22 protein-coding genes and 2 pseudogenes are annotated in these 24,240 nt (G+C 69.2%); 10 read left to right on the top strand and 14 right to left on the bottom strand.

Features of this window, described 5'->3' with window-relative positions; translation table 11 throughout:
• Positions 1-248 precede the first annotated feature (248 nt).
• From FGD71_RS02080 to FGD71_RS02055, 6 genes and pseudogenes are all read left to right on the top strand, one after another.
• On the top strand, positions 249-1,184 hold the full coding sequence (locus FGD71_RS02080; protein WP_119098615.1) for a carbohydrate ABC transporter permease: 936 nt from the start codon (positions 249-251) through the stop codon (positions 1,182-1,184).
• Complete coding sequence (locus FGD71_RS02075; protein WP_119098614.1) at positions 1,181-2,014, top strand: carbohydrate ABC transporter permease; 834 nt, start codon at positions 1,181-1,183, stop codon at positions 2,012-2,014. Before FGD71_RS02080 ends, FGD71_RS02075 begins: the two co-directional genes overlap by 4 nt.
• Positions 2,014-3,300, top strand: coding sequence for an ABC transporter substrate-binding protein (locus FGD71_RS02070; protein WP_119098613.1), 1,287 nt, complete (start codon positions 2,014-2,016; stop codon positions 3,298-3,300). Before FGD71_RS02075 ends, FGD71_RS02070 begins: the two co-directional genes overlap by 1 nt.
• Positions 3,290-4,559, top strand: a pseudogene (gene mgt, locus FGD71_RS02065) (macrolide-inactivating glycosyltransferase). Before FGD71_RS02070 ends, mgt begins: the two are co-directional and overlap by 11 nt.
• Before the next feature lie 18 nt (positions 4,560-4,577).
• Positions 4,578-4,754 (top strand): annotated as a pseudogene (locus FGD71_RS48340) (aminoglycoside phosphotransferase family protein); the annotation flags it as partial.
• 324 nt (positions 4,755-5,078) lie between these two features.
• Complete coding sequence (locus tag FGD71_RS02055; protein ID WP_119098611.1) at positions 5,079-6,059, top strand: CDP-alcohol phosphatidyltransferase family protein; 981 nt, start codon at positions 5,079-5,081, stop codon at positions 6,057-6,059.
• An 82-nt stretch (positions 6,060-6,141) separates the two neighbouring features.
• On the opposite strand, the gene FGD71_RS02050 is transcribed toward FGD71_RS02055, so the two are convergent.
• Positions 6,142-8,451, bottom strand: coding sequence for an MMPL family transporter (locus tag FGD71_RS02050; protein WP_119098610.1), 2,310 nt, complete (start codon positions 8,449-8,451; stop codon positions 6,142-6,144).
• A gap of 402 nt (positions 8,452-8,853) precedes the next feature.
• Here FGD71_RS02050 and FGD71_RS02045 point away from each other — a divergent pair, with 402 nt between their 5' ends.
• From FGD71_RS02045 to FGD71_RS02030, 4 genes are all read left to right on the top strand, one after another.
• Positions 8,854-10,062 carry a S8 family peptidase gene (locus FGD71_RS02045; protein WP_119098609.1) on the top strand — a complete coding sequence of 403 codons (1,209 nt, stop codon included), beginning with the start codon at positions 8,854-8,856 and terminating at the stop codon, positions 10,060-10,062.
• Between the two features lie 65 nt (positions 10,063-10,127).
• A complete protein-coding gene (locus FGD71_RS02040) occupies positions 10,128-10,673 on the top strand; it encodes a DUF1697 domain-containing protein (protein WP_119098608.1) in 546 nt (181 codons plus the stop codon).
• A gap of 147 nt (positions 10,674-10,820) precedes the next feature.
• A complete protein-coding gene (locus FGD71_RS02035; RefSeq protein ID WP_119098607.1) occupies positions 10,821-11,861 on the top strand; it encodes a ketopantoate reductase family protein in 1,041 nt (346 codons plus the stop codon).
• Positions 11,862-11,886: 25 nt separating this feature from the next.
• A complete protein-coding gene (locus tag FGD71_RS02030) occupies positions 11,887-12,489 on the top strand; it encodes a TIGR03086 family metal-binding protein (protein ID WP_119098606.1) in 603 nt (200 codons plus the stop codon).
• 27 nt (positions 12,490-12,516) lie between these two features.
• Here FGD71_RS02030 and FGD71_RS02025 read toward each other — a convergent pair whose 3' ends face one another.
• The 13 genes from FGD71_RS02025 to FGD71_RS01965 all read right to left on the bottom strand — a co-directional run bounded on the left by FGD71_RS02025 (position 12,517) and on the right by FGD71_RS01965 (position 24,213).
• Complete coding sequence (locus FGD71_RS02025) at positions 12,517-13,263, bottom strand: sirohydrochlorin chelatase (RefSeq protein ID WP_119098605.1); 747 nt, start codon at positions 13,261-13,263, stop codon at positions 12,517-12,519.
• Between the two features lie 6 nt (positions 13,264-13,269).
• Entirely contained in the window at positions 13,270-14,169 is a 900-nt protein-coding gene (locus FGD71_RS02020) for an ABC transporter permease (protein ID WP_119098604.1), read from the bottom strand.
• Positions 14,156-14,944: an ABC transporter ATP-binding protein gene (locus FGD71_RS02015; protein WP_119098639.1), complete on the bottom strand. Its 789-nt coding sequence runs from the start codon at positions 14,942-14,944 to the stop codon at positions 14,156-14,158. The genes FGD71_RS02020 and FGD71_RS02015 overlap by 14 nt, the downstream gene beginning before the upstream one ends.
• Before the next feature lie 36 nt (positions 14,945-14,980).
• Positions 14,981-16,093 carry an aliphatic sulfonate ABC transporter substrate-binding protein gene (locus FGD71_RS02010; RefSeq protein ID WP_181359100.1) on the bottom strand — a complete coding sequence of 371 codons (1,113 nt, stop codon included), beginning with the start codon at positions 16,091-16,093 and terminating at the stop codon, positions 14,981-14,983.
• A 225-nt stretch (positions 16,094-16,318) separates the two neighbouring features.
• On the bottom strand, positions 16,319-17,674 hold the full coding sequence (locus tag FGD71_RS02000; protein ID WP_119098603.1) for a sulfate adenylyltransferase subunit 1: 1,356 nt from the start codon (positions 17,672-17,674) through the stop codon (positions 16,319-16,321).
• Positions 17,675-17,676: 2 nt separating this feature from the next.
• Positions 17,677-18,612, bottom strand: coding sequence for a sulfate adenylyltransferase subunit CysD (gene cysD, locus FGD71_RS01995; RefSeq protein WP_119098602.1), 936 nt, complete (start codon positions 18,610-18,612; stop codon positions 17,677-17,679).
• Positions 18,609-19,175 (bottom strand): adenylyl-sulfate kinase, encoded by a 567-nt coding sequence (gene cysC, locus FGD71_RS01990; protein WP_119098601.1) that lies wholly within the window; start codon positions 19,173-19,175, stop codon positions 18,609-18,611. The genes cysD and cysC overlap by 4 nt, the downstream gene beginning before the upstream one ends.
• A 2-nt stretch (positions 19,176-19,177) precedes the next feature.
• Complete coding sequence (locus tag FGD71_RS01985) at positions 19,178-19,912, bottom strand: phosphoadenylyl-sulfate reductase (RefSeq protein ID WP_119098600.1); 735 nt, start codon at positions 19,910-19,912, stop codon at positions 19,178-19,180.
• Positions 19,909-20,088 (bottom strand): hypothetical protein, encoded by a 180-nt coding sequence (locus tag FGD71_RS01980; RefSeq protein ID WP_119098599.1) that lies wholly within the window; start codon positions 20,086-20,088, stop codon positions 19,909-19,911. The genes FGD71_RS01985 and FGD71_RS01980 overlap by 4 nt, the downstream gene beginning before the upstream one ends.
• Positions 20,085-21,779 carry a nitrite/sulfite reductase gene (locus FGD71_RS01975; protein WP_119098598.1) on the bottom strand — a complete coding sequence of 565 codons (1,695 nt, stop codon included), beginning with the start codon at positions 21,777-21,779 and terminating at the stop codon, positions 20,085-20,087. Before FGD71_RS01975 ends, FGD71_RS01980 begins: the two co-directional genes overlap by 4 nt.
• A gap of 138 nt (positions 21,780-21,917) precedes the next feature.
• Complete coding sequence (locus tag FGD71_RS49865) at positions 21,918-22,001, bottom strand: putative leader peptide (RefSeq protein ID WP_310739661.1); 84 nt, start codon at positions 21,999-22,001, stop codon at positions 21,918-21,920.
• 137 nt (positions 22,002-22,138) lie between these two features.
• Positions 22,139-22,711: a GNAT family N-acetyltransferase gene (locus FGD71_RS01970; RefSeq protein ID WP_119098597.1), complete on the bottom strand. Its 573-nt coding sequence runs from the start codon at positions 22,709-22,711 to the stop codon at positions 22,139-22,141.
• Positions 22,712-22,833: 122 nt separating this feature from the next.
• Positions 22,834-24,213 (bottom strand): hypothetical protein, encoded by a 1,380-nt coding sequence (locus tag FGD71_RS01965; protein ID WP_119098596.1) that lies wholly within the window; start codon positions 24,211-24,213, stop codon positions 22,834-22,836.
• Positions 24,214-24,240: the final 27 nt, after the last annotated feature.

Here is a 24,240-nt window from a genome sequence, read left to right as displayed (position 1 = left end):
ACGTCCGCCGACGCGTGCCGCCCCGCGTGATCACGCCGCGTTCACGCCCCCGAGTTGTCCCCGTACTGCGTCGAGATCGCGCCACACCACACCGTCCAGTGTCGCATTCGCACTGGTGAGAGCCCTCGCCGGGGCGTGCGCGCGGCCTTGACGCGCCGTCAGTCCATCAGCACGATGACCGGGGCCGCCAGGGCGGCCCAGGGGGCTGCTGCCCCCTACCGCAGAGCCGCCCGAAGGAGCCGATCGACGTGACCTTGGCGACCGCGACGAAGCGGTCAACGAAGCGCGCGCCACATGGGGGTGGGCCGGGACGCGCCGTGGACCACGGCGCCTGGTTCCTGGTGCTGCCCGCGCTGATACCGATCCTGATCCTGAGCGTCGGACCGCTCCTGTACGGGATCGCGCTGGCGTTCACCGACTCCCAGTCGGGCCGGACCGAACCCACCGAGTGGATCGGGACCCTCAACTTCCAGGATCTGCTGCACGACACGCTGTTCTGGGACTCGTTCCGGATCGGTCTGCTGTGGGCGGTCGGGGTCACCGTGCCGCAGTTCCTGCTCGCGCTCGGCCTGTCCCTGCTGCTGAATCAGAACCTCCGCTTCCGCTGGCTGGCGCGAGCCCTCGCGATCATCCCGTGGGCCATGCCCGAGGTCGTCGTCGGCATCATGTGGCGGCTCGTCTACAACGCGGACGCCGGCATCCTCAACGAGACGATCCGCGACCTGGGCCTCGGCGACGGCCGTGACTGGCTGAGTGGCCTGGCCACCGCCCTGCCCGCGGTGATCGTCGTCGGCGTCTGGGCGGGTATGCCCCAGACGACGGTCGCCCTGCTCGCCGGCCTGCAGAACACGCCCCGCGAACTCCACGAGGCGGCCGCGATGGACGGCGCGGGGGCCTGGCGCCGCTTCCGCACGGTCACCTGGCCCGCCCTCAAGCCGGTCGCGCTCGCCATCACCGCGCTCAATTTCATCTGGAACTTCAACTCCTTCGCCCTGGTGTACGTGCTGACCAACGGCGGGCCGGGCGGCCGCACCCGGCTGCCGATGCTGTTCGCCTACGAAGAGGCCTTCCGCTACGGGCAGTTCGGGTACGCGGCGGCGATGGGATGCGTGATGGTCGCGGTGATCTCGGTAGTGCTCGCCGTCTTCCTCGTGGGCCGCCTGAGGGGAGGTGAGGACGCGTGAAGACCGGCAAGGGCGCCCGCGCGGGCCAGTACCTCGCCCTCCTCGCGTATCTCGTCTTCCTCGCCTTCCCCTTCCTCTGGCTGCTGTCCACCGCCTTCAAACCGCCGCGCGAGCTGTCGAGCCTGCACCCCACCTGGATCCCCAAGGACCCGACGCTCGCCAACTTCCGGCAGGCCTTCGACGAGCAGCCGCTGCTGGACGCCGCGCTCAACTCCCTGGTCGCGGCGGTCGGCGCGGCGGTGATCGCCGTACTGATCGCGACCCCGATGGCCTACGTCATGGCCCGGCACCGCACCCGGCTCGCGAAGGCCGCGACCGGCTGGGTGGTGGTCAGCCAGGCGTTCCCCTTCGTGCTGCTGATCATCCCGCTGTTCCTGGTCCTGAAGAACCTGCGGCTGATCAACTCCGTACCGGGTCTGATCACGGTGTATGTGGTGTGGGCGCTGCCGTTCGCACTGTGGATGCTCGTCGGATACGTACGGGCCGTGCCGGCCGAGCTGGAGGAGGCGGCGGCGGTGGACGGCGCGGGGAAGGCGCGCACCCTGGTGTCGATCACGGCGCCGCTGCTCGCGCCGGGCATCGTGGCCACGGGGCTGTTCGCGTTCATCAGCGCGTGGAACGAGTTCTTCTTCGCGCTCGTCCTGCTCAAGACCCCGGAGAAACAGACCCTGCCGGTCGTCCTCACACACTTCCTCGGCGCGGAGGGCGCCGTGGAGCTTGGCCCGCTGGCGGCAGCCGCGTTCCTCGCGACGCTACCGTCGCTGGTCATCTTCGCGATCATCCAGAAGCGGATCACGGGCGGAATGCTCGCCGGGGCGGTGAAGAGCTGATGCGGACGAGACTGCTGGTGGTCCTGACGGCGGTGCTGGGCCTGGTGATCAGTGGCTGCTCGGGCGGTGACAGCGAGTCGGAAGGCGGCCGTGTCACGCTCCGCTTCCAGTCCCTCGCCTGGCAGAAGGAGTCCGTCGACGCCAACAAGGAGCTCGTGAAGGAGTGGAACGCCACCCATCCCGGCGTCAAGGTCGAGTATGTACAGGGGAGTTGGGACAGCGTCCACGACCAGCTGCTCACCTCGTTCGAGGGCGGTGAGGCGCCGGACATCATCCATGACGCCTCGGACGACCTCGCGGACTTCGCGTACGGCGGGTATCTCGCCGATCTGACCGATCTGCTGTCCGAGCGGCTCAAGTCCGATATCCCGCAGCGCAGTTGGGAGACGGCGACCTTCGGGGACGGCATCTACGGGGTGCCGTTCCTGCAGGAGCCGCGCGTCCTGATCGCCAACGCCGAGTGGCTCAGGGAGTCCGGCGTACGCGTTCCGACGCCCGAGAAGCCATGGAGCTGGGGCGAGTTCCGGCGCATCACCGAAGAGCTGAGCGGTGACGGCAAGTACGGCGTGGCCTGGCCGCTCAAGGAACCCGTCTCGGCCACGCTCAATCTGTCGCTGTCGGCCGGCGGGCGGATGTTCCACCGGGACGCCGACGGCAAGGTGAGAATCCGCTTCGGCGCGGCCGACGAGGTGGTGCCGAAGACCATCCACGACCAGGTGAACACCGATGGCAGCGCGCCGGGTTCCACGCTCGGCAGCGGTGGCTCCGACACGCTGCCCGGCTTCTTCGGCGGCAGGTACGCGATGGTCCCGCTCGGGTTCTCGTACCGGCAGCAGATCGTGCAGCAGGCGCCCAAGGGATTCGACTGGCAGGTGCTGCCCGCGCCGGCGGGCGCCGACGGACTCGCCCAGGGGGTGAGTCCGCAGACGCTGTCCCTCGCCCAGGACAGTCCCCACAAGGAGGAGGCCGCCGAGTTCATCGACTTCCTGCTCCGGCCGGAGAACATGGTCCGGCTCGCCCTCGGCGACTGGATGCTGCCCACCGGCACCGAGGCACTCAAAGACCCCGCCCTGCACACGGACGAGTACGACTGGGCGACGGGCACCGCCCTCGCCCGCGATCTGCGCTCGGCCCCCGCCCAGTCCGTGCGGGGCTACCCGGAGTGGAAGGACAAGATCGCCACGCCCGCCTTGCAGGAGTACTACAGCGGGGCGATCGACTTGGATGAGCTGCGCCAACGCCTGGTGGAGGACGGGAACTTGGTGCTCGCGCGTTATCAGAGGTAAGGCCGTAAATGAGTTGCACGAGACGTATCGTCTCGCGTATCTTGAGCGGCATGACCACCCCACCCCCCGCCCATATCGCCATGTTCTCCATCGCCGCCCACGGGCACGTGAACCCCAGCCTGGAAGTGATCCGGGAGCTCGTCGCCCGCGGACACCGCGTGACCTACGCGATCCCGCCGGCCTTAGCCGAGAAGGTCGCCGAGACGGGCGCCGAGCTCAAGCTCTGGAACTCGATCCTGCCGTCCCCGGACGACGACCCCGAGGCATGGGGAAGCACCATCCTCGACAACGTGGAGCCCTTCCTGAACGACGCGATCCAGGCGCTCCCGCAGCTCATCGAGGCCTACGAGGGCGACGAACCGGACCTCGTCCTGCACGACATCGCCTCCTATCCGGCCCGCGTCCTCGCCCACCGCTGGGGCGTCAAGGCGATCTCCCTCTCGCCGAACCTCGTCGGCTGGGACGGCTACGAGAAGGAGCTCCTCGAACCGATGTGGGAGGAGCCGAAGAAGACCGAGCGCGGCCAGGCGTACTACGCCCGCTTCCAGGCCTGGCTGGAAGAGAACGGGATCACGCAGGACCCCGACTCGTTCGGTGGCCGCCCCGCGCGCTCCATCGTCCTCATCCCGAAGGCCCTGCAGCCGAACGCCGACCGGGTCGACGAGAGCGTGCACTCCTTCGTCGGCGCCTGCCAGGGCGACCGCTCGGCGCAGGGCGACTGGACGCGGCCCGCCGGCGCCGAGAAGGTACTCCTCGTCTCGCTCGGCTCGGCCTTCACCAAGCTGCCGGCCTTCTACCGCGAGTGCGTCAAGGCCTTCGGTGATCTGCCGGGCTGGCACATGGTGCTCCAGATCGGCAAACACGTGGACCCGGCCGAGCTCGGCGCGATCCCCGGGAACGTGGAAGTGCGGGACTGGGTACCGCAGTTGGCGATCCTGAAGCAGGCCGACGCCTTCATCACGCACGCGGGCGCGGGCGGCAGCCAGGAGGGACTGGCGACCGGTACGCCGATGGTCTGTGTGCCCCAGGCCGTCGACCAGTTCGGAAACGCCGACATGCTCCAGGCGCTCGGCGTCGCCCGCCACGTAGCGACGGAGGAGGCGACGGCGGAGACCCTGCGCGAGGCCGTCCTCGCGCTGACCGATGACCCGGAGGTGGCACGGCGGCTCAAGGAGATCCAGGAACAGATGGCGGCCGAGGGCGGCACGCAGCGCGCGGCGGACCTGATCGAGGCGGAACTCGGCAGCAAGCGCGCCTGACGACATGACGACATGACGATGACGGCTGACGGTGAGGCGGAGGAGGGCCAGGCACTGGCCGGCGGCATGGTGAACGCGGGCGCGGTCTTCCGCAGGGGTGCGCTGGTGGACCGCCCGGCGCCGCGCACCACGCGCGCCCTCCATGCCCACCTCCGCGCGCTGGAGGAGCACGGCTTCGACGCGGCCCTCACACCGCCGCCCTGCTGGACTGACCGGCTCAGGCGGCGAAGGGCGGGGCGAAGAGCGGGGCGAAGAGCGGGGCGAAGAGCGAGGCTCGGAATTCCCACCGGTGCCCGGCACGGTTGTACGCCATCGGTGAAGCCATGGCGCACGTTGGATAACGGAAAGGTCATTCGGTAACGCTCGGATAACGCGGCGGGTGCCCGGCCGGGCCATGGACCGGGTTGCCGAGTTGGACGGTTACCCCCCTGAGAAGGTTGTGCTGGCCACTTCTTGTTCCTTGTGCGAACGGCTTCCTAGCGTGAGGTGAACTCAAGTCGAACTCTGGGAAGTTGCCCTATGCGCCGAGACATACCGCCCCTCGCCGAAGTGCGCCGCATCACCGAGAAGAAGCGCGACGCGTGGTGGACCGTACTGCTCGTCGACCCGGTCGCCACACCGCTGGTGCGCATCACGGCGATGCGGACGAAGATCACGCCGAACCAGATCACCTGGGGAGCGTTCCTGCTGGGGCTGGCCTCGGCGGCGTGCTTCGCGCTCGGTGACTGGCGCTGGCTGATCGCCGGCGCGATCGTCTACCACCTGAGCTTCATCCTCGACTGCATGGACGGGAAGGTGGCCAGACTCACCGGCCAGGGGTCCGTGTTCGGGGCCTGGCTGGACTTCGTCTTCGACCGTGTCCGCGTGATGGTGTGCGGAGTCGCGCTCATGGCTGGGCAGTACCAGCGCACCGACGACACGGTCTATATCTGGCTTGCCCTGGCCGTCGTCGGCCTGGACACGCTGCGCTACATCAACTCCCTGGAGATCTTCAAGATCCGCTACTCCATGCGCAAGCAGATCAAGGCGCGCGTGCGGGAGGCGCGGCGCGCGCAGAATTCCAGCGAACTCGCCTTCATGGAGGACTTGCTGCGCAACAACCCCGAGGCCGATGTCGAACAGGATCTCCGCAAGGCGGCGAGCTTGAGTTCCGAAGGCGCGGCGGAGATTTCACCGCAGGAGACGGAGGACTCGAAGAAACAGCCCCGAGTCATCGACCTGCACGAGGAGTTCCGGCATCGCTTCCCGGTCTATCTGCGCGTGCGTTCCTTCCTGCTCCGCCACCGTATTCGTACCCACCTGGTGAGCGGCATCGAATTCCAGATGGGTGTTTTCATCGTCGGCCCGCTCCTCGACGCGGTGATCGAGGCGACCATCGTCTCCGGCGGTCTCCTCCTGGTCTTCGAACTCGCCATCATCTACAAGCTGTTGCTCTCCACCCGCGACTTCACCCGCACGATCGACTCCTTCGAGCGTGAAGCCGTGACCGAGGCGGCCTGAGCACTCGCGTACGCGATGTGGCCGGGGCGGCATGCGCCCCGGCCACATCGTCAACCACGTCCACCAGATCCGAGCGGCGAGGTCAGACCCCGACCTTCTCGCCCTCGACCGCCGGTGGCTGAGGCGGCGAGGACATCACGCCCGCGCTCTCGGGCGATTCGTCGTGGGTGAGGTCCGGCAGGCGGTGCAGCCACTTCGGGAAGTACCAGTTGCGCTCGCCGAGGAGGGCCATGACCGCCGGGAGCAGCACGCCCCGGATGATCGTCGCGTCGATGAGGACCGCGGCCGCGAGGCCCACGCCCATCTGCTTCATGGACTGCATGGACAGCGTTCCGAAGATCGCGAAGACGGCGACCATGATGACGGCGGCGCTGGTGATGACACCGGCCGTCGTGACCACCCCGTGCTGGATGGCGTCCCGCGTCGTCAGCCCTCGCTGCCGCGCCTCACGGATCCGCGAGACCACGAACACGTGGTAGTCCATCGAGAGGCCGAAGAGGATCACGAAGAGGAACAGCGGCAGCCAGGTGATGATGGCGCCCACGCCCTCCGCTCCCACCAGCGACGCGCCCCAGCCGTGCTGGAAGACGCCGACCAGGATGCCGTAAGCCGCCCCCACCGAAAGGAGGTTGAGCACGATCGAGGTGATCGCGATCGTCAGCGAGCGGAACGACAGCAGCATCAGCAGGAAGGCGAAGACCACGACGAAGGCGAAGACCGGGGCCACCGCGCTGACGAGCTGGTCGTTGAAGTCCTTCGAGCCCGCGACCTGTCCGGTCACCGGCGCCTCGACCCCGTCGACCTTGCCGAGCGTCGCGGGACGGACCTCGTCGCGGATGGTCTCCAGGCTCTTCTCGGCCTTGTCCAGGTCCGAGCCGCCCACCAGCGGTACGTACACGAGGGCGAGGTTCTGCGCATCGTGCACCTTGACCTCGACCGGACCGCGTGAGGCACCCGAACTGACCGCCCGCTCACGGAAGTCGGCGAGCGCGGACTTCACCTCGGCGGAATTGATGTCGTCGGCCTTGACGACCACCTCGGCCGGCTCGGAACCGCCGGGGAAGGCCTCGTTGACCCGCTCGTACGTCGCCACGATCGGCAGCGAGTCGCCGAACTCCTGATCCAGCGTGAGGTTCTGGGTCTTCATACCGAGCGCGGGGGCCGCGATCGCGAGCAGCGCGCCCGTCGCGACCACCAGCGAGATCGCCGGCCTGGCCAGGACCACCCGCAGTACGCTCGTCCAGAACCGGCTCTCATTGTTCACCGAATGACCGTTGCCCGAATGACCGTTGCCCGTGCTGCCGTTGCCCTTGCGCCGCTTGTCCGGGTGCAGGAACGGAATCCGGCCCTTCTCGACCCGCTCACCGAGCAGCGAGAGCAGCGCGGGCAGCACCGTCACCGAGCCGACCATGGCGACCGCCACGACCATCAGTGAGGCCAGACCCATCGCCTTGAACGTGGCGAGACCGGTGAACAGCATGCCCGCCATCGCCACGCATACCGTGACACCGGAGACGATGATGGCGCGGCCGCTGGTCGCCGCGGCGATCCGCAGCGCGGTCTCGCCGTCCCTGCCCGCCATGCGCTCCTCGCGCTCACGCCGCAGATAGAACAGGCAGTAGTCGACGCCGACCGCGAGACCGACCAGCAGCATCACGGAGCTCGATGCGTCGTCCATCGGCTGAAGATGGCTGACGAGCCCCATCAGGCCCATCGTCGCCATGATCGCGGTGATCGCGAGCGCCACCGGCACCAGCGCCGCCACCAGCGCGCCGAACGCCACCAGCAGAATGCCCAGCGCCACGGGCACGGCGGAGTACTCCGCCTGCTGGAAGTCGTCACCGAAGGCGTCGTCGAACGTCTTCAACATGCTGGCGCTGCCGATCTCCTCGATCCGCACCGCGTCATGATCCTTCTGCACCTCGTCGACGGCCTTCAGGACGGGCTCCACCCGCTCGCCCGCCGTCTCCGCCTCGCCGCGCATGTCGAACTGCACGAGCGCGCTGCGGCCGTCCTTCGAGATCGTGTCCGTGTCGTACGGCGAGGTCACGTCGGTCACCTTGCCGGTGCCCTCGACCGCCTTCATCACGGCGTCGACGGCGGCGCGGAACTCGGAGTCCGTCGCCTTGGCACCCTCGCCCTTGGCCTGGACGAGCACGGTCTCCCCGGCCGGCTCGTCGATCCCGGCGTCCTCGAGGATGCGCGCGGCCTGGCTCGTCTCGCCGCTGAGTTGATCACTGTCCTTGAGCTCGGCCGTGCCCGCCGCCGAGCCGAGCCCCATCGCCAGGACGACGAACAGCACCCAGATGCCGACGGCCGCCCAGCGATGCCGTACGCTCCAGCCGCCGGCCCGGGCAGCTATGCCCCGTACCCGCGTATCTCCGTTCCCCATGACGGGCTTGCCCCCTTGTCTTCGGTGACGGCCCCCTGCCGTCCCTCATGGCTTCGAAGGTATGGGCCGGATAAAGCCATCTCCTCGTGCTGCCCGGTGAACTGACGGAGCGCTCAGTCCTCCCCTCGGTGCCCACGACCTCAGCACTAGGGAGGATGTGGGCCCCTTACATGTACTGGGACTTCTCGGGGTCGTGGAGGTCGCGGCGAGGCCCGTCCGATGTGTCGCCCCTGAACCCCTTTGTTATTGCGAACACTTGTCGATTGAGTCACAGGTGTACGTAGGTGTTGATCTGCGCGCGTCAATCCGTCAGGGTTTCTTGCCAACCGCCGGGTAACTTCTTCGCTCGGCGGTCAGACCCCCCACAAACCCCCCACATACACCACGAGGAGACCCCTCTTCATGGCAATTCGCATGCGTACCCGCAGGATGAGGCTGATCGCGGCCATAGCCACCACCGCCACCGCGGTGGGCGTGACCGTCGTCGCCGGCTCCACCGCCGGGGCGGCCGCCCCGGCCGAGGGCAAGGTATACGGCCTCGACGCCAAGGGCGCCGTGTCCGGCAGCTACATCGTGCTGCTCGACCAGAAGACCACCAAGGGCGGCAAGAAGGATCTCGCCCAGGAGTACGGCGGTTCGCTGAAGCGCACCTACTCGTCGGCCGTCAACGGCTTCTCCGCCTCCGGGCTGTCCGAGACCGAGGCCAAGCGGCTGGCCGCCGACCCGGCCGTCGACAAGGTGGTCCAGAACAAGAAGTTCCACATCGACGCCACTCAGTCCAACCCGCCGTCGTGGGGCCTGGACCGCATCGACCAGACCGACACCAAGGGCGACGGGAAGTACACCTACCCCGACGGCGCCGGCGAGGGTGTCACCGCGTACGTCATCGACACCGGAGTGCGCGTCAGCCACAGCGACTTCGGCGGCCGCGCCTCGGACGGCTTCGACGCCATCGACAACGACGACACCGCGCAGGACGGCAACGGCCACGGCACGCATGTCGCGGGCACCATCGCGGGCGAGGCGCACGGCGTCGCGAAGAAGGCGAAGGTCGTCGGCGTCCGCGTCCTCGACGACTCCGGCTCCGGCACCACCGAGCAGGTCGTCGCGGGCATCGACTGGGTCACCAAGAACCACTCCGGCCCGTCCGTCGCCAACATGAGCCTCGGCGGCGGTGCCGACGAAGCCCTCGACGCGGCCGTGCAGAAGGCCATCGCCTCCGGCGTCACCTTCGCCGTCGCGGCCGGCAACGAGTCGGCCGACGCGGGCCAGGGCTCCCCGGCCCGGGTCCCCGAGGCCATCACGGTCGCCTCCTCCACGAAGGACGACAAGCAGTCGGACTTCTCCAACTTCGGCTCCGTGGTGGACATCTACGCCCCCGGCTCGGACATCACCTCCGACTGGAACACCGGCGACGACGCCACCAACACCATCTCCGGCACGTCGATGGCGACCCCGCACGTCGTGGGTGCCGCCGCCGTCTACCTCGCGGGCCACCCCAACTCCACCCCGGAGCAGGTCGCCCAGGCGCTCACCGACGGCGCGACCGCGGACAAGATCTCCAACGCGTCCCCGGGTACCCCGAACAAGCTCCTGAAGATCGTCGAGTAACCTCTACGAGCCGCGGCCGTCGTGCCCACCCCCACGGGGTACGACGGCCGCCTTATGGTGTGCGGATGACGACGTACGCGGCGCTTCTGCGCGGGATCAATGTGGGCGGCAGCAAGAAGGTGCCGATGGCCGACCTGCGCACGCTGCTGGAAAGCCTCGGGCACTCCGGCGTACGCACCTATCTGCAGAGCGGCAACGCCACCTTCACCAGCGACCACGGCGACGAGGAGTCACTCGCGGCGGAGCTGTCGGAGGCCCTCGAGAAGCGCTTCGGCTTCCGGGTCGACGTTGTGGTGCGGGACCACGCGTACCTCCAGGCTGTGCTCGACGCCTGCCCCTTCCCGGCCGCCGAGCTGGAGGCCAAGCAGCTGCACGTCACCTATTTCTCGGCCCCCGTCGGCCCCGAACGCTTCGCGTCCGTCGACCAAGCCGCCTTCCTCCCCGAGGAGTTCCGCCTCGGCGACCGCTGCCTCTACCTCTACGCCCCCGAAGGCCTCGGCCGCTCCAAGCTGGCCGAGATCCTGTCGAAGCCCAGGCTCGTGAAGGACATCATCGCCACCAGCCGCAACTGGAACACCGTCGTCAAGCTCGCCGAGATGACCACCGGCTGACCGCGCCCGCGTCCAGGTTCTCCTCCAGGTGCGCGAGCGAGCCCGTACCCGGTGTCGGGCAGAGGACCCCGGGCCCACACGGAGCCGAACGTGAGACTTTCCGGAATCATCCCTGGAGGCTACACACATCTGTGCGAGGCTCAGGGCATGCGCTACATCATCATCGGAGCAGGAGCGGTCGGCGGTGTCATCGGCGGCCGGCTCGCGGAGGCGGGGCACGAGGTGGTGCTCGTGGCGCGCGGCGCGCACTACGAGGCGCTGCGCGACGGCGGGCTGAGGGTGGCGACCCCGGACGGGACGCGCACCCACCGGCTGCCCGCGGTCCGCGGACCCGAGCCGCTGGGTGAACTGCGGGCGGACGACGTGCTGTTGCTCGCGGTCAAGACACAGGACAGCGAGGCGGCCCTGGACGCCTGGGGCCCGCGCCCCGTGGCAGGCGGCGGCACCGCCGCGGAGCGGCTGCCGCTGGTCTGCGCGCAGAACGGCGTGGACAGCGAACGCCTCGCGCTGCGCCGCTTCAGGAACGTGTACGGCATGTGCGTATGGCTGCCCGCCACCTTCGTCGAGCCCGGTTCGGTGTCCGCCGGTGGCACCCCGCTCAGCGGCATCCTCCACCTGGGCCGTTACCCCTCCGGCACGGACGAGACGGCCGCCCGCATCGGGGCCGGTCTGGAGAAGACGGACCGCTTCGAGGCACCGGTCGTGCCCGACGTGATGCGCTGGAAGTACGCCAAACTCCTGGCCAATCTGGTCAACGCGATCGAGGCTGTCGCCGGCCCCCTGGCCGGCGAGGACGGCCTGACCGACGAAGAGGGCCTGGCCCTCCTCCGGCGCGCCCGCGCCGAGGGCGAGGCGGTGCTGGCGGCTGCCCGGATCCCCTACGCGGGAGAGGACGAGCAGAAGGAAGCACGCGGCGACAAGATCCGGTTCGAGCCCCTGGCCGGCTCCGTGCGCGGCGGCTCCTCCTGGCAGTCCCTGGCCCGTGGCACGGGCACGATCGAGGCCGACTACCTCAACGGCGAGATCGCGTTGCTCGGCCGGCTGCACGGCGTACCGACGCCGGTGAATGACACCCTCCAGCGACTCGCCAACACCTTCGCGCGCGAACGGAGGGCCGTCGGTTCGATGCCAGTGGCCGAGCTGACACGGCTGGTCGACGAGGCTGTCGCGTTTCTTCAAGAGGTCTGATCGAGCACTTTCTAGCGTGGTGCCCATGAACCGCGACGACGTGTATCCCTGCATGACCGAGTGCGCGGCCGAGGCCGCCCGCATCGCGCGCGGTGTCGCGCCCCGACAGCTGGACGCTCCCACCCCCTGCGGGGAGTGGGACGTCCGCGCCCTCGCCAACCACTGGGTCCTCTACACCTCCCACGGCCTGGAGCACCGCGCGCGGCGCATCCCACTCCCCGAGGAGCTGACCCGCCAGGACTTCACGGCCGATCCCGCCTGGGCCGACGCCTATGCCGGCCAACTCGACCGGGCCGTGGCCGCCTGGGCCGACCCGCAGGTCTGGGAGGGCGACATCGACCTGGGCTTCATGACGATGCCCGCCGTGGAGATCGCCTCCCTGATCGTCAAGGAACTCGCCGTCCACGGCTGGGACATGGCGACGGCCACCGGCCAGGAACTACATGTCTCCGAGGCCACCGCCCGGCTGGTCCTCGACGTGGTCGAAGCGCACGCCGAGGTCTACCGCCAGTACGACGGCTTCGCCGCCCCCGTCCCGCTGCCCGACGACGCGCCCGCCCTTGAGCGCGCCCTGGCGTTGAGCGGGCGTGACCCGCGCCGGGCCGAGGCGAGCACAGCGGGCCACTGAACACTGAGCAGTTGGCGTCGGTGTGAGTCAGGCGCTCACGGACGTCAGCGCGGGCAGCCGGCCGGCGCGGGCCGCGTCATAGCGGTCCAGCAGCACCCGCGCCACCTCGGGTGCCGGTCCCAGCACATCCGCCAGGACGTCCGCTTCGGCGGCCCCGTGCGCGATCCGGTCCGGAAGGAAGCCGGGCGCGAGCACGTACGGAGCGACGGCCACCCGCTCGCAGCCGAGGGCACGCAGCTCCCGCACCGCGTCCTCGGTGCGGGGGAGTGATGCGGAGGCGAACGCAGGCCGCACGGCGCACCAACCGGTGTGCCGCCACTCCCGCGCGATTTCTGCGATCACTGCGATCGCCTCCGGGTCCGTGGACCCCGCCGAGGCCAGCACGACCCCGGTCGAGGACTTGTCGGCCGGGCTCAGCCCGGCCTCGTACAACCGCCGTTCCAGCGCGGCGGTCAGCAGCGGAGACGGGCCGAGCACCTCGGCCTGCCGGATCCGCAGCCGGGGCGGCGCCTCGCGCAGCACCGCCGGGATGTCCGCCTTCGCATGGAAGGCACGCGTCAGCAGCAAAGGAAGCGCCACGACATCCCGTACGCCCTCCGCCGCCAGCGAATTCAACACCCCTGAGACGGAGGGGACGTTGAAGTCCAGGAAGCCGGTCTCCACGCGTACGCCCGGTCGCAGGGCACGTACGCGGCGCACCAGGGCGTGCACCGTCGCGGCATGACGCGGGTCGCGGCTGCCGTGGGCGATGACGAGAAGTACCGGACTGTGCATGGGAGTTCAGCTCTTCACGAGGAGACCGCGGTTGCGCAGGACCCACCGCTCCAGCGGGCTGAAGATCAGCAGGTCGATGGCGATGCCGACGATCAGGATGAGGAGGATGGCGAGGAACACCATGGGCATGCTGTTCGCCGTACGGCCGTTCTCCAGCAGTTGGCCGAGCCCGATGCCCAGGTCGGGCGAGGACGCGATGATCTCCGCGGCCATCAGCGAACGCCACGAGAACGCCCAGCCCTGCTTCAGGCCCGCGAGGTAGCCGGGGAGAGCGGCGGGCACCACGATGTGCCAGGTGCCGCGCAGCCCCGTCGCGCCCAGGGTGCGGCCCGCCCGCAGGAAGAGCGGCGGCACCTGGTCGACACCGGAGACGAGCCCGTTGGCGATCGACGGGACCGCGCCGAGCAGGATCACCGCGTACATCATCGAGTCGTTCAGCCCGAGCCAGAGGACCGCCGGCGGCACCCACGCCACCGACGGCAGCGACTGCAGTCCGGACAGGATCGGCCCGATCGCCGCACGCACGAACTTCACCCGCGCGACCAGCAGACCCAAGGGCGTGCCGATCGCCAGGGCCATGAGGAAGCCCAGCAGGCCGCGGGAGACACTGGTCCAGATGTAGTCGAGGAGCGTGCCCTGGAGCCAGGCCTCGCGGACCTCGTCCCAGACCGCTGACGGCGCGGGCAGCTTGTAGCTGTCGGTGACCTTCGCCCACACCAGGATCTGCCAGACCACCAGCACCAGCAGGACGGCGACGGCCGGCGGCAGGATCTTCTCGACGAAGGTCTTCCGCAGCGGCGTACGCGCGGTCTGGACGGTCTCCAGCGCGTCGAGGCCCGCTTCGAGGCCGGCGAGATCGTTGCCGTCCTTGACGTTCCCGTCGACCGTGGTCTCAGTGCTGGCCATGACGGCGGATCTCCCCACGCAGTTGTTCGGTGATCTCGACGGACAGTTCCGCCACGGCGGCGTCCTCGATGCGGCGGGGCTGGGGGATGTCCACCGTCCACTCCCGCGCGATACGGCCCGGGCGCGAGGACAGCAGCACCACGCGCTCGGCGAGCCGCACCGCCTCGCGCACGTTGTGCGTCACGAACAGCACCGACAGGTTCGTCTCGCGCCAGATGCGCGTCAGCTCGTCGTGCAGCACGTCCCGTGTGATGGCGTCGAGTGCCGCGAACGGCTCGTCCATCAGCAGCAGCTTGCTGTCCTGCGCGAGCGCGCGGGCCAGCGCGACCCGCTGTCGCATACCGCCGGACAGCTCGTGCACGCGCTTCCCGAACGCGCCCTTCAGCCGTACGAGCTCCAGGAGCTCCTCGGCCTTGTCCCGGCGCTCCGACTTCGGCACGCCCCGCAGTTTCAGGGCGAGCTCGATGTTCTTGCCCGCGGTCAGCCACGGGAAGAGGGCGTGCTCCTGGAACATCAGGGCCGGGCGGCCGTCGGTGCTGATGCCGCCCGCGGACGGCTTGTCCAGCCCGGCGACCAGATTCAGCAGCGTCGACTTACCACAGCCCGAGGCCCCCAGGAGGGTGACGAACTCGCCCGGCGCGACATCAAGGGTGATGTCGTCGAGGACGAGCTGCTGCCCGGAGGGTCCGGGGAAGGACTTCGAGACGTGCTCGATCCGCGCGGCGTGCTCCACCGACGTACTGGTGTCGGCGGCCTTGGCGAGGGCTGTTGCCATGGTCGTCACCTCCTGGGAACTCATTGATGTCCGGGCTTACTTGACGCCGAGACCGGCGTCGTCGACCGGGCTCTCGCCTTCGGCCTTGAGGACCTTGTTGAGCGGTGCGAGGTCGTAGATGCCGTCAAGCTTCGGCTTCTCCAGCAGACCTGCCTTCACCGCGTGCTCCGCCTCGGTGTTGAGGGTGGCGGCCAGCGGGTCGTTGGTGAACTGGATCGACTTCCACGCCGGGTCGAGGACGTCGGCCGGCAGAGCCTTGCCGGACAGCTCCTTGAGCTTGGCGTTCGCGGCGGCCTTGGCCTCGTCCGGGTGGGCGCTGATCCACGCGTTGGTCTTCACCGAGCCGCGCAGCACGGCCTCGACGACGTCCGGGTGCTCCTTGAGGAACTTCTGCGACACGATGATGTTCGTGATCACGAACTTCTTGTCCGGCCACAGGTCGGCCTCGTCGAGGAGGACCTTGCCGCCCTCGGCGACCAGCTTGGACGCGGTCGGCTCCGGCACCCAGGCGCCGTCGATGGAGCCGGACTTGTAGGCGTCCGGAGTGATCTTGTTGTCCGTGCGGACCACGGACACATCGCCCTTACCGCTCTCCGGGTCGACCTTCCAGCCCTGCTCGGCGATCCAGTTGAGGAACGCCACGTCCTGCGTGTTGCCGAGCTGCGGGGTCGCGATGTTCTTGCCCTTGACGTCCTTCAGGGACTTGATCTTCTTCGGGTTGACCACGAGCTTCACACCGCCGGAGGCGGAGCCGCCGATGATCCTGAGGCCCTTGCCATCAGTCGTGCTGTAGCCGTTGATGGCGGGCGAGGGGCCTATCCACCCGATGTCGATCGAACCCGAGTTGAGCGCCTCGATCTCCGCGGGACCCGCGTTGAACTGGGAGTACGAGGCCTTCGTGCCTCCGAGCTCCTTCTGGAGCAGCCCTTCCTGGTCGCCCACGAGTGCCGTGGCGTGCGTCAGGTTCGGGAAGTAACCGATGCGGACGGAGGCGAGACCGTCGATCTTCTTGCCCACGGCGGCGACCTTCGAGGTGTCGTCGTCCTTGGACTGGGAGCCGTAGCCGCAGGCGGTGGCGGCGAGCGCGAGGAGGGGCAGCGCGGCCATGGCGGCGAGGCCGCGGCGCAGCGTACTTCGGGTGGCAGACACGGGAGGGATTCCTCTCGTCGGCCCGGCGGTCACGCCTCTCAGGTCGTGGCCGGGAGGTCGGCAGGTCTTCGTTTTCGCAGGCGGTGGGGGGTGAGGGCGCGCAAGCAGTGCGCGTACGTCATCGCGCACATCGCGCCACTCCGCCCTGCCCGCTGCCGAGGGCGCCGCTGCCGACGCGGCCGCCCTCCTTGGCGAACGTGGAGTAGAAGTCGGAGGAGTTCATGATCAGAAGTCCCACCCGTCGTCGTCCGCCTCGGCCTTCACCGGCTCCGGCGAGGCGAAGGACTCGCCGACCATGCCCGCGGTGAGCGTGGTGCCGTCGGACGGGTCGATCAGGATGAACGAGCCGGTGCGCCGGGAGTCGGCGTACGAGTCGACCGGCAGCGGCTCGGCGGTACGGATCTTGACGCGGCCGATGTCGTTGGCGTCCAGGTGGCCCGGGTGCGGGTGCAGGGACAGGTCGTCGAGGGTCAGCCGGGACGGGATGTCCTTGACGATGGCCTTGACCGTGCGGGTGCCGTGCTTGAGCAGTACGCGGTGACCGATGGTCAGCGCGGCGTCGGCGACGTGGCAGACGGTCGCCTCGATGTCCTGCGTGGTCGCGGGCGCGTCCTTGCGCGGCACGATCAGGTCGCCGCGCGAGATGTCGATGTCGTCCTCCAGCAGGACGGTCACCGACTGCGTCGTCCAGGCCACGTCGACCGGCTCGCCCAGCAGATCGATCCCGGAGATCTTCGACGTACGGCCGGAGGGCAGCACGGTGACCTCTTCGCCGACGCGGAACGCACCGGCCGCGATCTGACCCGCGTACCCCCGGTAGTCGGGGTGCTCGGCGGTCTGCGGACGGATCACGTACTGCACGGGCAGGCGCGCGTGGCAGGTCGTGAGGTCGTGGCTGACCGGGACCGTCTCCAGGTGCTCCAGGAACGTCGGGCCGCCGTACCAGTCCATGTTCGCGGAAGGCTCCACCACGTTGTCACCGGCGAGCGCCGAGATCGGGATCGCGGTGATCTCGGGAACGCCCAGCTCGGACGCGTACGCCGTGAACTCCTCGGCGATCGCGGCGAACACGGACTCCTGGTAGTCGACGAGGTCCATCTTGTTGACCGCAAGGACCACGTGCGGCACACGGAGGAGAGCGGCGATCGCGGCGTGCCGGCGGGTCTGCTCGACGACGCCGTTGCGGGCGTCCACGAGGATCACCGTCAGCTCGGCCGTGGAGGCACCCGTCACCATGTTGCGGGTGTACTGCACGTGGCCGGGTGTGTCGGCGAGGATGAACCGGCGCCGGGCCGTGGCGAAGTAGCGGTACGCCACGTCGATCGTGATGCCCTGCTCACGCTCGGCGCGCAGACCGTCGGTGAGCAGCGCCAGGTCGGGCGCCTCCTGGCCACGGCTGCGCGAGGCGTGCTCCACGGCCTCCAGCTGGTCGGCGAGGACCGACTTGGAGTCGTGCAGCAGACGGCCGACGAGCGTGGACTTGCCGTCGTCGACGGATCCCGCGGTCGCGAAGCGCAGCAGGGTCGTCGAGGACAGCTGCTCGACCGACAGCGGCTCGGTGGTTTCTGTGGTGCTGGTCATGGCTAGAAGTACCCCTCGCGCTTGCGGTCTTCCATCGCGGCCTCGGAGAGCTTGTCGTCGGCGCGCGTGGCGCCCCGCTCGGTGAGCCGGGAGGCGGCGATCTCGGCGATCACCGCGTCCAGCGTCGTGGCGTCGGAGTCCACGGCGCCCGTGCAGGACATGTCGCCGACGGTCCGGTAGCGGACGAGGCGCTTCTCGACGGTCTCGTCGTCCTTGGGTCCGCCCCAGTCGCCGGCGGTCAGCCACATGCCGGCCCGCTGGAAGACCTCGCGCTGGTGGGCGAAGTAGATCTGCGGCAGTTCGATGTTCTCGCGGGCGATGTACTGCCACACGTCCAGCTCGGTCCAGTTGGACAGCGGGAAGACGCGGACGTGTTCGCCGGGTGCGTGGCGGCCGTTGTAGAGGTTCCACAGCTCGGGCCGCTGACGGCGCGGGTCCCACTGGGAGAACTCGTCGCGCAGGGAGAACACGCGCTCCTTGGCCCGCGCCTTCTCCTCGTCGCGGCGCCCGCCGCCGAAGACGGCGTCGAACCGCTCGGTCCGGATCTTCTCGGTGAGCGGCACGGTCTGCAGCGGGTTGCGGGTGCCGTCGGGGCGTTCCTTGAGCAGGCCGCGGTCGATGAAGTCCTGGACGGAGGCTACGTGCAGGCGCAGTTGGTGCTGGGCGACCGTGCGGTCGCGGTACTCGATGACCTCGGGGAAGTTGTGCCCGGTGTCGACGTGCAGCAGGGAGAAGGGGATCGCGGCGGGGGCGAAGGCCTTCAGCGCGAGGTGCAGCATGACGATGGAGTCCTTGCCGCCCGAGAAGAGGATCACCGGCCGCTCGAACTCACCCGCCACCTCGCGGAAGATGTGAACGCCCTCGGACTCCAGAGCGTCCAGGTGGCTCAGCGCGTACGGGCTGTCGGTCCCCTCGGAGACAGTGGCGACGGTCGTCATGCGAGACCCCTCTCGGTCAGCAGCGCGTGCAGCGCGGCCGCGGACTCCTGCACGGTCTGGGTGTGCGACTCGATGCGCAGATCGGGCGACTCGGGCTCCTCGTACGGGTCGTCGACCCCGGTGAGCCCGGAGATCTCGCCCGCCGCCTGCTTGGCGTACAGCCCCTTCACATCACGCTCGGAGCACACCTCGACCGGCGTCGCGACATGCACCTCGATGTACGCCGCCCCGCTGGCCTGGTGGCGCTTGCGCACAGCCTCACGGCTGTCCGTGTACGGCGCGATCACCGGCACCAGCGCCTTGACACCGTTGCGGGCCAGGATGTCGGCGAGGAAGCCGATGCGCTGCACGTTCGTGTGCCGGTCCTCGCGGCTGAAGCCGAGGTCCGCCGTCAGGAACGTACGGATCTCGTCGCCGTCGAGCACCTCGACACGGTGGCCCTCCTCGCGCAGCCGGACGGCCAGTTCGTTCGCGATGGTGGTCTTGCCGGCGCTCGGCAGACCCGTGAGCCAGATGGTGGCTCCGGTCACTTGGTTCTCCTGGTTCCTCGAAAGCGCAGTCATGATCAGCCGTGCAGCCCGCACTCGGTCTTGGAGCGGCCCGCCCAGCGGCCGGCGCGCGCGTCCTCGCCCTCCAGCACCCGGCGGGTGCAGGGGGCGCAGCCCACGGAGGGGTAACCGTCCATGAGCAGCGGGTTGGTGAGTACACCGTGCTCGGCGACGTACGCGTCGACGTCGTCCTGCGTCCAGCGGGCGATCGGGGAGATCTTGACCTTGCGGCGCTTGTCGTCCCAGCCGACGACCGGGGTGTTCGCCCGGGTCGGGGACTCGTCGCGGCGGAGGCCCGTGGCCCAGGCGGTGTACTGCGTGAGCCCCTCCTCGAGGGGCTTGACCTTCCGCAGCGCGCAGCACAGGTCGGGGTTGCGGTCGTGCAGCTTCGGCCCGTACTCGGCGTCCTGCTCGGCCACGGTCTGGCGCGGGGTCAGCGTGATGACGTTGACGTCCATCACGGCCTCGACCGCGTCCCGGGTACCGATGGTCTCGGGGAAGTGGTAGCCGGTGTCGAGGAACACGACGTCCACGCCGGGCATGGCGCGGGAGGCGAGGTGGGCGACCACCGCGTCCTCCATCGAGGAGGTCACGCAGAACTTCTTGCCGAACGTGTCGGCGGCCCACTGGAGGATCTCAAGGGCGGACGCGTCCTCGAGGTCGCGCCCCGCCTGCTCGGCGAGCGCCTTCAGCGCCGCGTCCTGATCGTTCGCAGTCCCTGATTCGGCCTGGTCGGCCTGAACCGTGTTCATATCTCGTCCCCTCCACCGTCCGTGCGCTGAACTCCCCGGGCGAGCAGCCCGAGGAACTTCAACTGGAAGGCTCGATTGCACGCTCCGCATTCCCACGCCCCATGACCCTGCTCGCTGGGACGCAGGTCCTCGTCGCCGCAGTACGGGCAGTAGAAGGGCGCCGCGCGCTCACTCATGAGAGGGCTTCCTCACTGGCACGGGACGCCCAGGTGGCGAAACGCTCGCCCTCCTCGCGCTCCTCCTGGAACCGCGTGAGGACCCGCTCGACGTAGTCCGGCAGCTCCTCCGCAGTGACCTTCAGGCCACGGACCTTGCGGCCGAAACCGGCGTCGAGGCCGAGCGCGCCGCCGAGGTGGACCTGGAAGCCCTCGACCTGGTTGCCCTGGTCGTCCAGGACCAGCTGGCCCTTGAGACCGATGTCCGCGACCTGGATACGGGCGCAGGCGTTCGGGCAGCCGTTGATGTTGATGGTGATCGGCTCGTCGAAGTCCGGGATGCGGCGCTCGAGTTCGTCGATCAGCGAAGCACCGCGCACCTTGGTCTCGACGATCGCGAGCTTGCAGAACTCGATGCCGGTGCAGGCCATCGTGCCGCGCCGGAACGGGGAGGGCTTGGTGGTGAGGTCGAGCGCCTCAAGACCCTCGACGAGCGAGGCAACCTTGGACTCCTCCACATCAAGCACGATCATCTTCTGCTCGACGGTGGTGCGCAGCCGGCCCGAGCCGTGCGCTTCGGCCAGCTCGGCGATCTTCGACAGCGTGGTGCCGTCCACCCGGCCCACGCGGGGCGCGAAACCGACGTAGAAGCGGCCGTCCTTCTGCCGGTGCACACCGACGTGGTCGCGCCAGCGGGCGACCGGCTCGGCGGGCGCCGGGCCGTCGATCAGCTTCCGCTTCAGGTACTCGTCCTCCAGCACCTGGCGGAACTTCTCGACGCCCCAGTCGGCGACCAGGAACTTCAGGCGAGCGCGCGTACGAAGGCGCCGGTAGCCGTAGTCGCGGAAGATCGAGATGACGCCTTCGTAGACGTCCGTCACCTCGTCCAGCGGCACCCACGTGCCCAGGCGCTGTCCGAGCTTCGGGTTGGTGGAGAGGCCGCCGCCGACCCAGAGGTCGAAGCCGGGGCCGTGCTCCGGGTGGTTCACGCCGACGAAGGAGACGTCGTTGATCTCGTGCGCGACGTCGAGCAGCGGTGAGCCGGAGATCGCCGACTTGAACTTCCGCGGCAGGTTGGAGAACTCCTTGTTGCCGATGATCCGGCGGTTGATCTCCTCGATGGCCGGGGTGCCGTCGATGATCTCGTCCTCGGCGATCCCGGCGACGGGCGAACCGAGGATCACACGCGGGGTGTCACCGCAGGCCTCGGTCGTCGAGAGGCCGACGGCCTCCAGCCGCTCCCAGATCTCCGGGACGTCCTCGATGCGGATCCAGTGGTACTGGACGTTCTGCCGGTCGGTGATGTCGGCGGTGCCGCGCGCGAACTCCTGCGAGATCTCACCGATCACCCGCAGTTGCTCGGTGGTGAGCCGGCCGCCGTCGATGCGGACCCGGAGCATGAAGTACTCGTCGTCCAGCTCCTCCGGCTCCAGGATCGCGGTCTTGCCGCCGTCGATCCCGGGTTTGCGCTGGGTGTAGAGGCCCCACCAGCGCATCCGGCCGCGAAGGTCGTTGGGGTCGATCGAGTCGAAGCCCCGCTTGGAGTAGATCGTCTCAATACGTGTCCGTACGTTGAGACCGTCGTCGTCCTTCTTGAACTGTTCGTTGCCGTTGAGTGGGGTGAAGTGACCCACGGCCCACTGGCCCTCACCGCGGTGACGGCTCACCTTGCGGCGGGGCGCGGCGACAGGCTTCTGTGGGGTGGCGGCCATGGTTCTACGTCCTTCGGGACAGGCGGGAAAGCGGCTCTGGACCTGCGCGTGCGGACGCATGCGAGCGCATGCGGACATACGTGCGCGTCGTTGCGCAGGGCGAGACGAAGAGGGGGAGGTCGGCGGTGCTGGGGGTGATCAGCTCGCCGGACAGATGGCGCTGGACATGCGGCCGAGGTCGACGTGCCGCCGACTCACCAAGGCAATTCCAGTTCCAGGCATGACGGAAGCCTGGCACGGCGATCTGGACACAGTCCAGCTTTGTCCACAGTGCGGACATCCTTGTCCCGAGATGCGAGACAAGAGTGTCCTTGGTCACATGGCCGGAAACCGGCTGGTCTTTTCAGGGTCTCACCAGGTCAGACGGTCGTCCCTGCTCCCGGCCAGGGGCCGGGTGCGGGCACGTCGGGCTCCTCCTCCACCTTGGTGTCGAAGACCTTGAAGCCGCGCCGCAGGTAGTTGTCCATCGCGTGCTCCCCGTCCTTGCTGCAGGTATGCAGCCAGACCCGCTTCGTCGGCGTCCGCCGCGGCCAGCGCTCGGCCAGGTCCCAGGCGCGCGCGACCCCGTACGAGAGCAGGTGCCCGCCGATCCGCCGGCCCCGGAAGGCCGGAATCAGGCCGAAGTTGACGATCTCCACGACTCCGTCGTCCTGCGGGTCGAGATGTACGTATCCGGCGGGCGTCCCGCGGTCGTACGCGACCCAGGTCTCGACTCCCGGCCGGTCGAGGTCTTCCTGCCACTGCGCGTACGTCCAGCCGAGCCGGTCGGTCCACCGGATGTCGCCGCCGACGGCGGCGTACAGGAAGCGGCTGAACTCGGGAGAGGGCACCTCGGAGCGGACGATCCGGACGTCGCCGGACGGTGCGGCCGCGGGCAACAGGTCGGCCGGCGAGGTCTGCTCCAGCGACCAAGTGGTGACAGCGATGCTCATGCGGGTCAGCGAACCACGAAGGCGAGCCGCGCTCCAAAGCGAGTTCGTATGGGCCTGCCCCCGAACGGGCTAGGACGAGGGTGGGCCTTGCCTCCGCCGGGCCGTTGGCGCCCGGAATCCGCTCACTCCAGCGAGTCCTCGACCGAGGACAGCGGGACCGCGTACAGCACCCGTTCGGGACGGGTGGCGGACTGCCGCTCCGTCAGCGTCCACAGCTCGCCGGTCTCCCGCCAGTACGACATCGACTGGGTGTGCTGCCCCCAGCAGGCGTACGACTCGTTCGAACCGCACTTCGCGGCCTTGGCGACGCTCCCGTTCTGCCGCCAGAGCGTGCCGTGCCGGTCGCGGGCGCCCGGTGCGTGGCCGACATACCAGTCCGCCTCGCTCGCGCCGCTCGACCGGTGCGAGAGCACGCCCTGCAGGCCGACGGCCTCGGTCTCGTACGCCTCGTCGGCGTCGACGCGCCCTCGGGAGTCGGCGGCCAGCAGGCCCGTACGGTCGCTCGCGGTGCTGTAGTCGTAGCGCCACACGCGGGCCGGTTCGTCGCCGCCCGGGCGGAACCATTCGTTCGCGACCAGGCTGTTGGGAGTCGACGTGCGGTCCAGGGAGACGGAGGCGAGGCATGGAACGCGGTCGTTCGTGGTGGCGTCGCAGCTGCCGCCGGTGAGGCTGTACGAGCCCATCGCCGGCATCACGTAGCGGTAGTGGTGCGCCGACCAGCCGTCCTTCACCTTGCCGACCGTGTCGCTGATGACGTCGGCGCGCAGGATGCGGTTCATGTCGAACGCGAACAGGGCCTCGTTGCCGGCGGCGCCGTTCTCGGCCGTGACGATCAGCTTGTCCTGGTACCAGACCATGCCGCCGGCGCGGGAACGGACGGCCTCGAAGTCCTTGCCGCCGTCCACCGGGGCGACCAGCAGGACCCAGCGGTACTTGAGATCCTTCGGATCCGTCGCGTCGATGAAGGCGACCCGGGCGAGGCTCCTGTCCTCCTCCCGTGCGTCCGCGGCGCTGTCGTTGTGGGTCCAGCCGGAGAGGATCACGCGCTTGGCGCCCCACCTGCCGTCCCGGTCGGCGTCCCCGGAGGTGGTGACGGACTGGGGCCGCCACTTCGCGGTCTTCGCGTCCGCGTCATCCCAGCAGTACGCGCGCGTGGCGGTCGGCTCGACGGGCAGGGCGGCCTTCTCGGTGGTGTCGCAGTCCGCCCGGTCGCGCATCGAGTGGTTGGCGTCACTGAGGACGCCGTCCACGCCGACGCTCCCACCCATCCCGTTCTGCAAGGTGTCGAGAGTGCCCTCGTCGACCACGTTCTCACGCAGCTGGAGCTTGTCCTTCTCGGACGAGGCGGTGATCGGGGTGAGCGCGCCCGGATTGACGCTGCTCGCCGCCTGCGACGTACTGATGAGGCCCGCGGCGACGGTGAGGCCGAGGGCGGTGCCGGCCAGGGTCGCCCGCAGCGCGCGTCCCTTCTTGCGGCGGCGGTGCCTGCCTCGGTACGTCATAGGTCCTCCCGTCGTAGGCCAACTGCC

Source organism: Streptomyces sporangiiformans (assembly GCF_005768555.2).
GTDB lineage: Bacteria > Actinomycetota > Actinomycetes > Streptomycetales > Streptomycetaceae > Streptomyces > Streptomyces sporangiiformans.
Note: the sequence above shows the minus strand (reverse complement) of the source record. Positions and strands in the feature narration are given on the sequence as shown.

Excerpts from the sequence above, each read along its gene's own strand:
- cysC (WP_119098601.1), bottom strand. The coding sequence starts at position 19,175 with ATGACTGCGCTTTCGAGGAACCAGGAGAACCAAGTGACCGGAGCCACC.
- FGD71_RS01980 (WP_119098599.1), bottom strand. The coding sequence starts at position 20,088 with ATGAGTGAGCGCGCGGCGCCCTTCTACTGCCCGTACTGCGGCGACGAG.
- FGD71_RS02000 (WP_119098603.1), bottom strand. The coding sequence starts at position 17,674 with ATGACCAGCACCACAGAAACCACCGAGCCGCTGTCGGTCGAGCAGCTG.
- FGD71_RS02045 (WP_119098609.1), top strand. The coding sequence starts at position 8,854 with ATGGCAATTCGCATGCGTACCCGCAGGATGAGGCTGATCGCGGCCATA.
- FGD71_RS02070 (WP_119098613.1), top strand. The coding sequence starts at position 2,014 with ATGCGGACGAGACTGCTGGTGGTCCTGACGGCGGTGCTGGGCCTGGTG.
- FGD71_RS02030 (WP_119098606.1), top strand. The coding sequence starts at position 11,887 with ATGAACCGCGACGACGTGTATCCCTGCATGACCGAGTGCGCGGCCGAG.
- FGD71_RS01975 (WP_119098598.1), bottom strand. The coding sequence starts at position 21,779 with ATGGCCGCCACCCCACAGAAGCCTGTCGCCGCGCCCCGCCGCAAGGTG.
- FGD71_RS02015 (WP_119098639.1), bottom strand. The coding sequence starts at position 14,944 with ATGGCAACAGCCCTCGCCAAGGCCGCCGACACCAGTACGTCGGTGGAG.
- FGD71_RS02035 (WP_119098607.1), top strand. The coding sequence starts at position 10,821 with ATGCGCTACATCATCATCGGAGCAGGAGCGGTCGGCGGTGTCATCGGC.
- FGD71_RS02025 (WP_119098605.1), bottom strand. The coding sequence starts at position 13,263 with ATGCACAGTCCGGTACTTCTCGTCATCGCCCACGGCAGCCGCGACCCG.
- cysD (WP_119098602.1), bottom strand. The coding sequence starts at position 18,612 with ATGACGACCGTCGCCACTGTCTCCGAGGGGACCGACAGCCCGTACGCG.
- FGD71_RS49865 (WP_310739661.1), bottom strand. The coding sequence starts at position 22,001 with ATGCCTGGAACTGGAATTGCCTTGGTGAGTCGGCGGCACGTCGACCTC.
- FGD71_RS02040 (WP_119098608.1), top strand. The coding sequence starts at position 10,128 with ATGACGACGTACGCGGCGCTTCTGCGCGGGATCAATGTGGGCGGCAGC.
- FGD71_RS01985 (WP_119098600.1), bottom strand. The coding sequence starts at position 19,912 with ATGAACACGGTTCAGGCCGACCAGGCCGAATCAGGGACTGCGAACGAT.
- FGD71_RS02055 (WP_119098611.1), top strand. The coding sequence starts at position 5,079 with ATGCGCCGAGACATACCGCCCCTCGCCGAAGTGCGCCGCATCACCGAG.
- FGD71_RS02050 (WP_119098610.1), bottom strand. The coding sequence starts at position 8,451 with ATGGGGAACGGAGATACGCGGGTACGGGGCATAGCTGCCCGGGCCGGC.
- FGD71_RS02020 (WP_119098604.1), bottom strand. The coding sequence starts at position 14,169 with ATGGCCAGCACTGAGACCACGGTCGACGGGAACGTCAAGGACGGCAAC.
- FGD71_RS01965 (WP_119098596.1), bottom strand. The coding sequence starts at position 24,213 with ATGACGTACCGAGGCAGGCACCGCCGCCGCAAGAAGGGACGCGCGCTG.
- FGD71_RS01970 (WP_119098597.1), bottom strand. The coding sequence starts at position 22,711 with ATGAGCATCGCTGTCACCACTTGGTCGCTGGAGCAGACCTCGCCGGCC.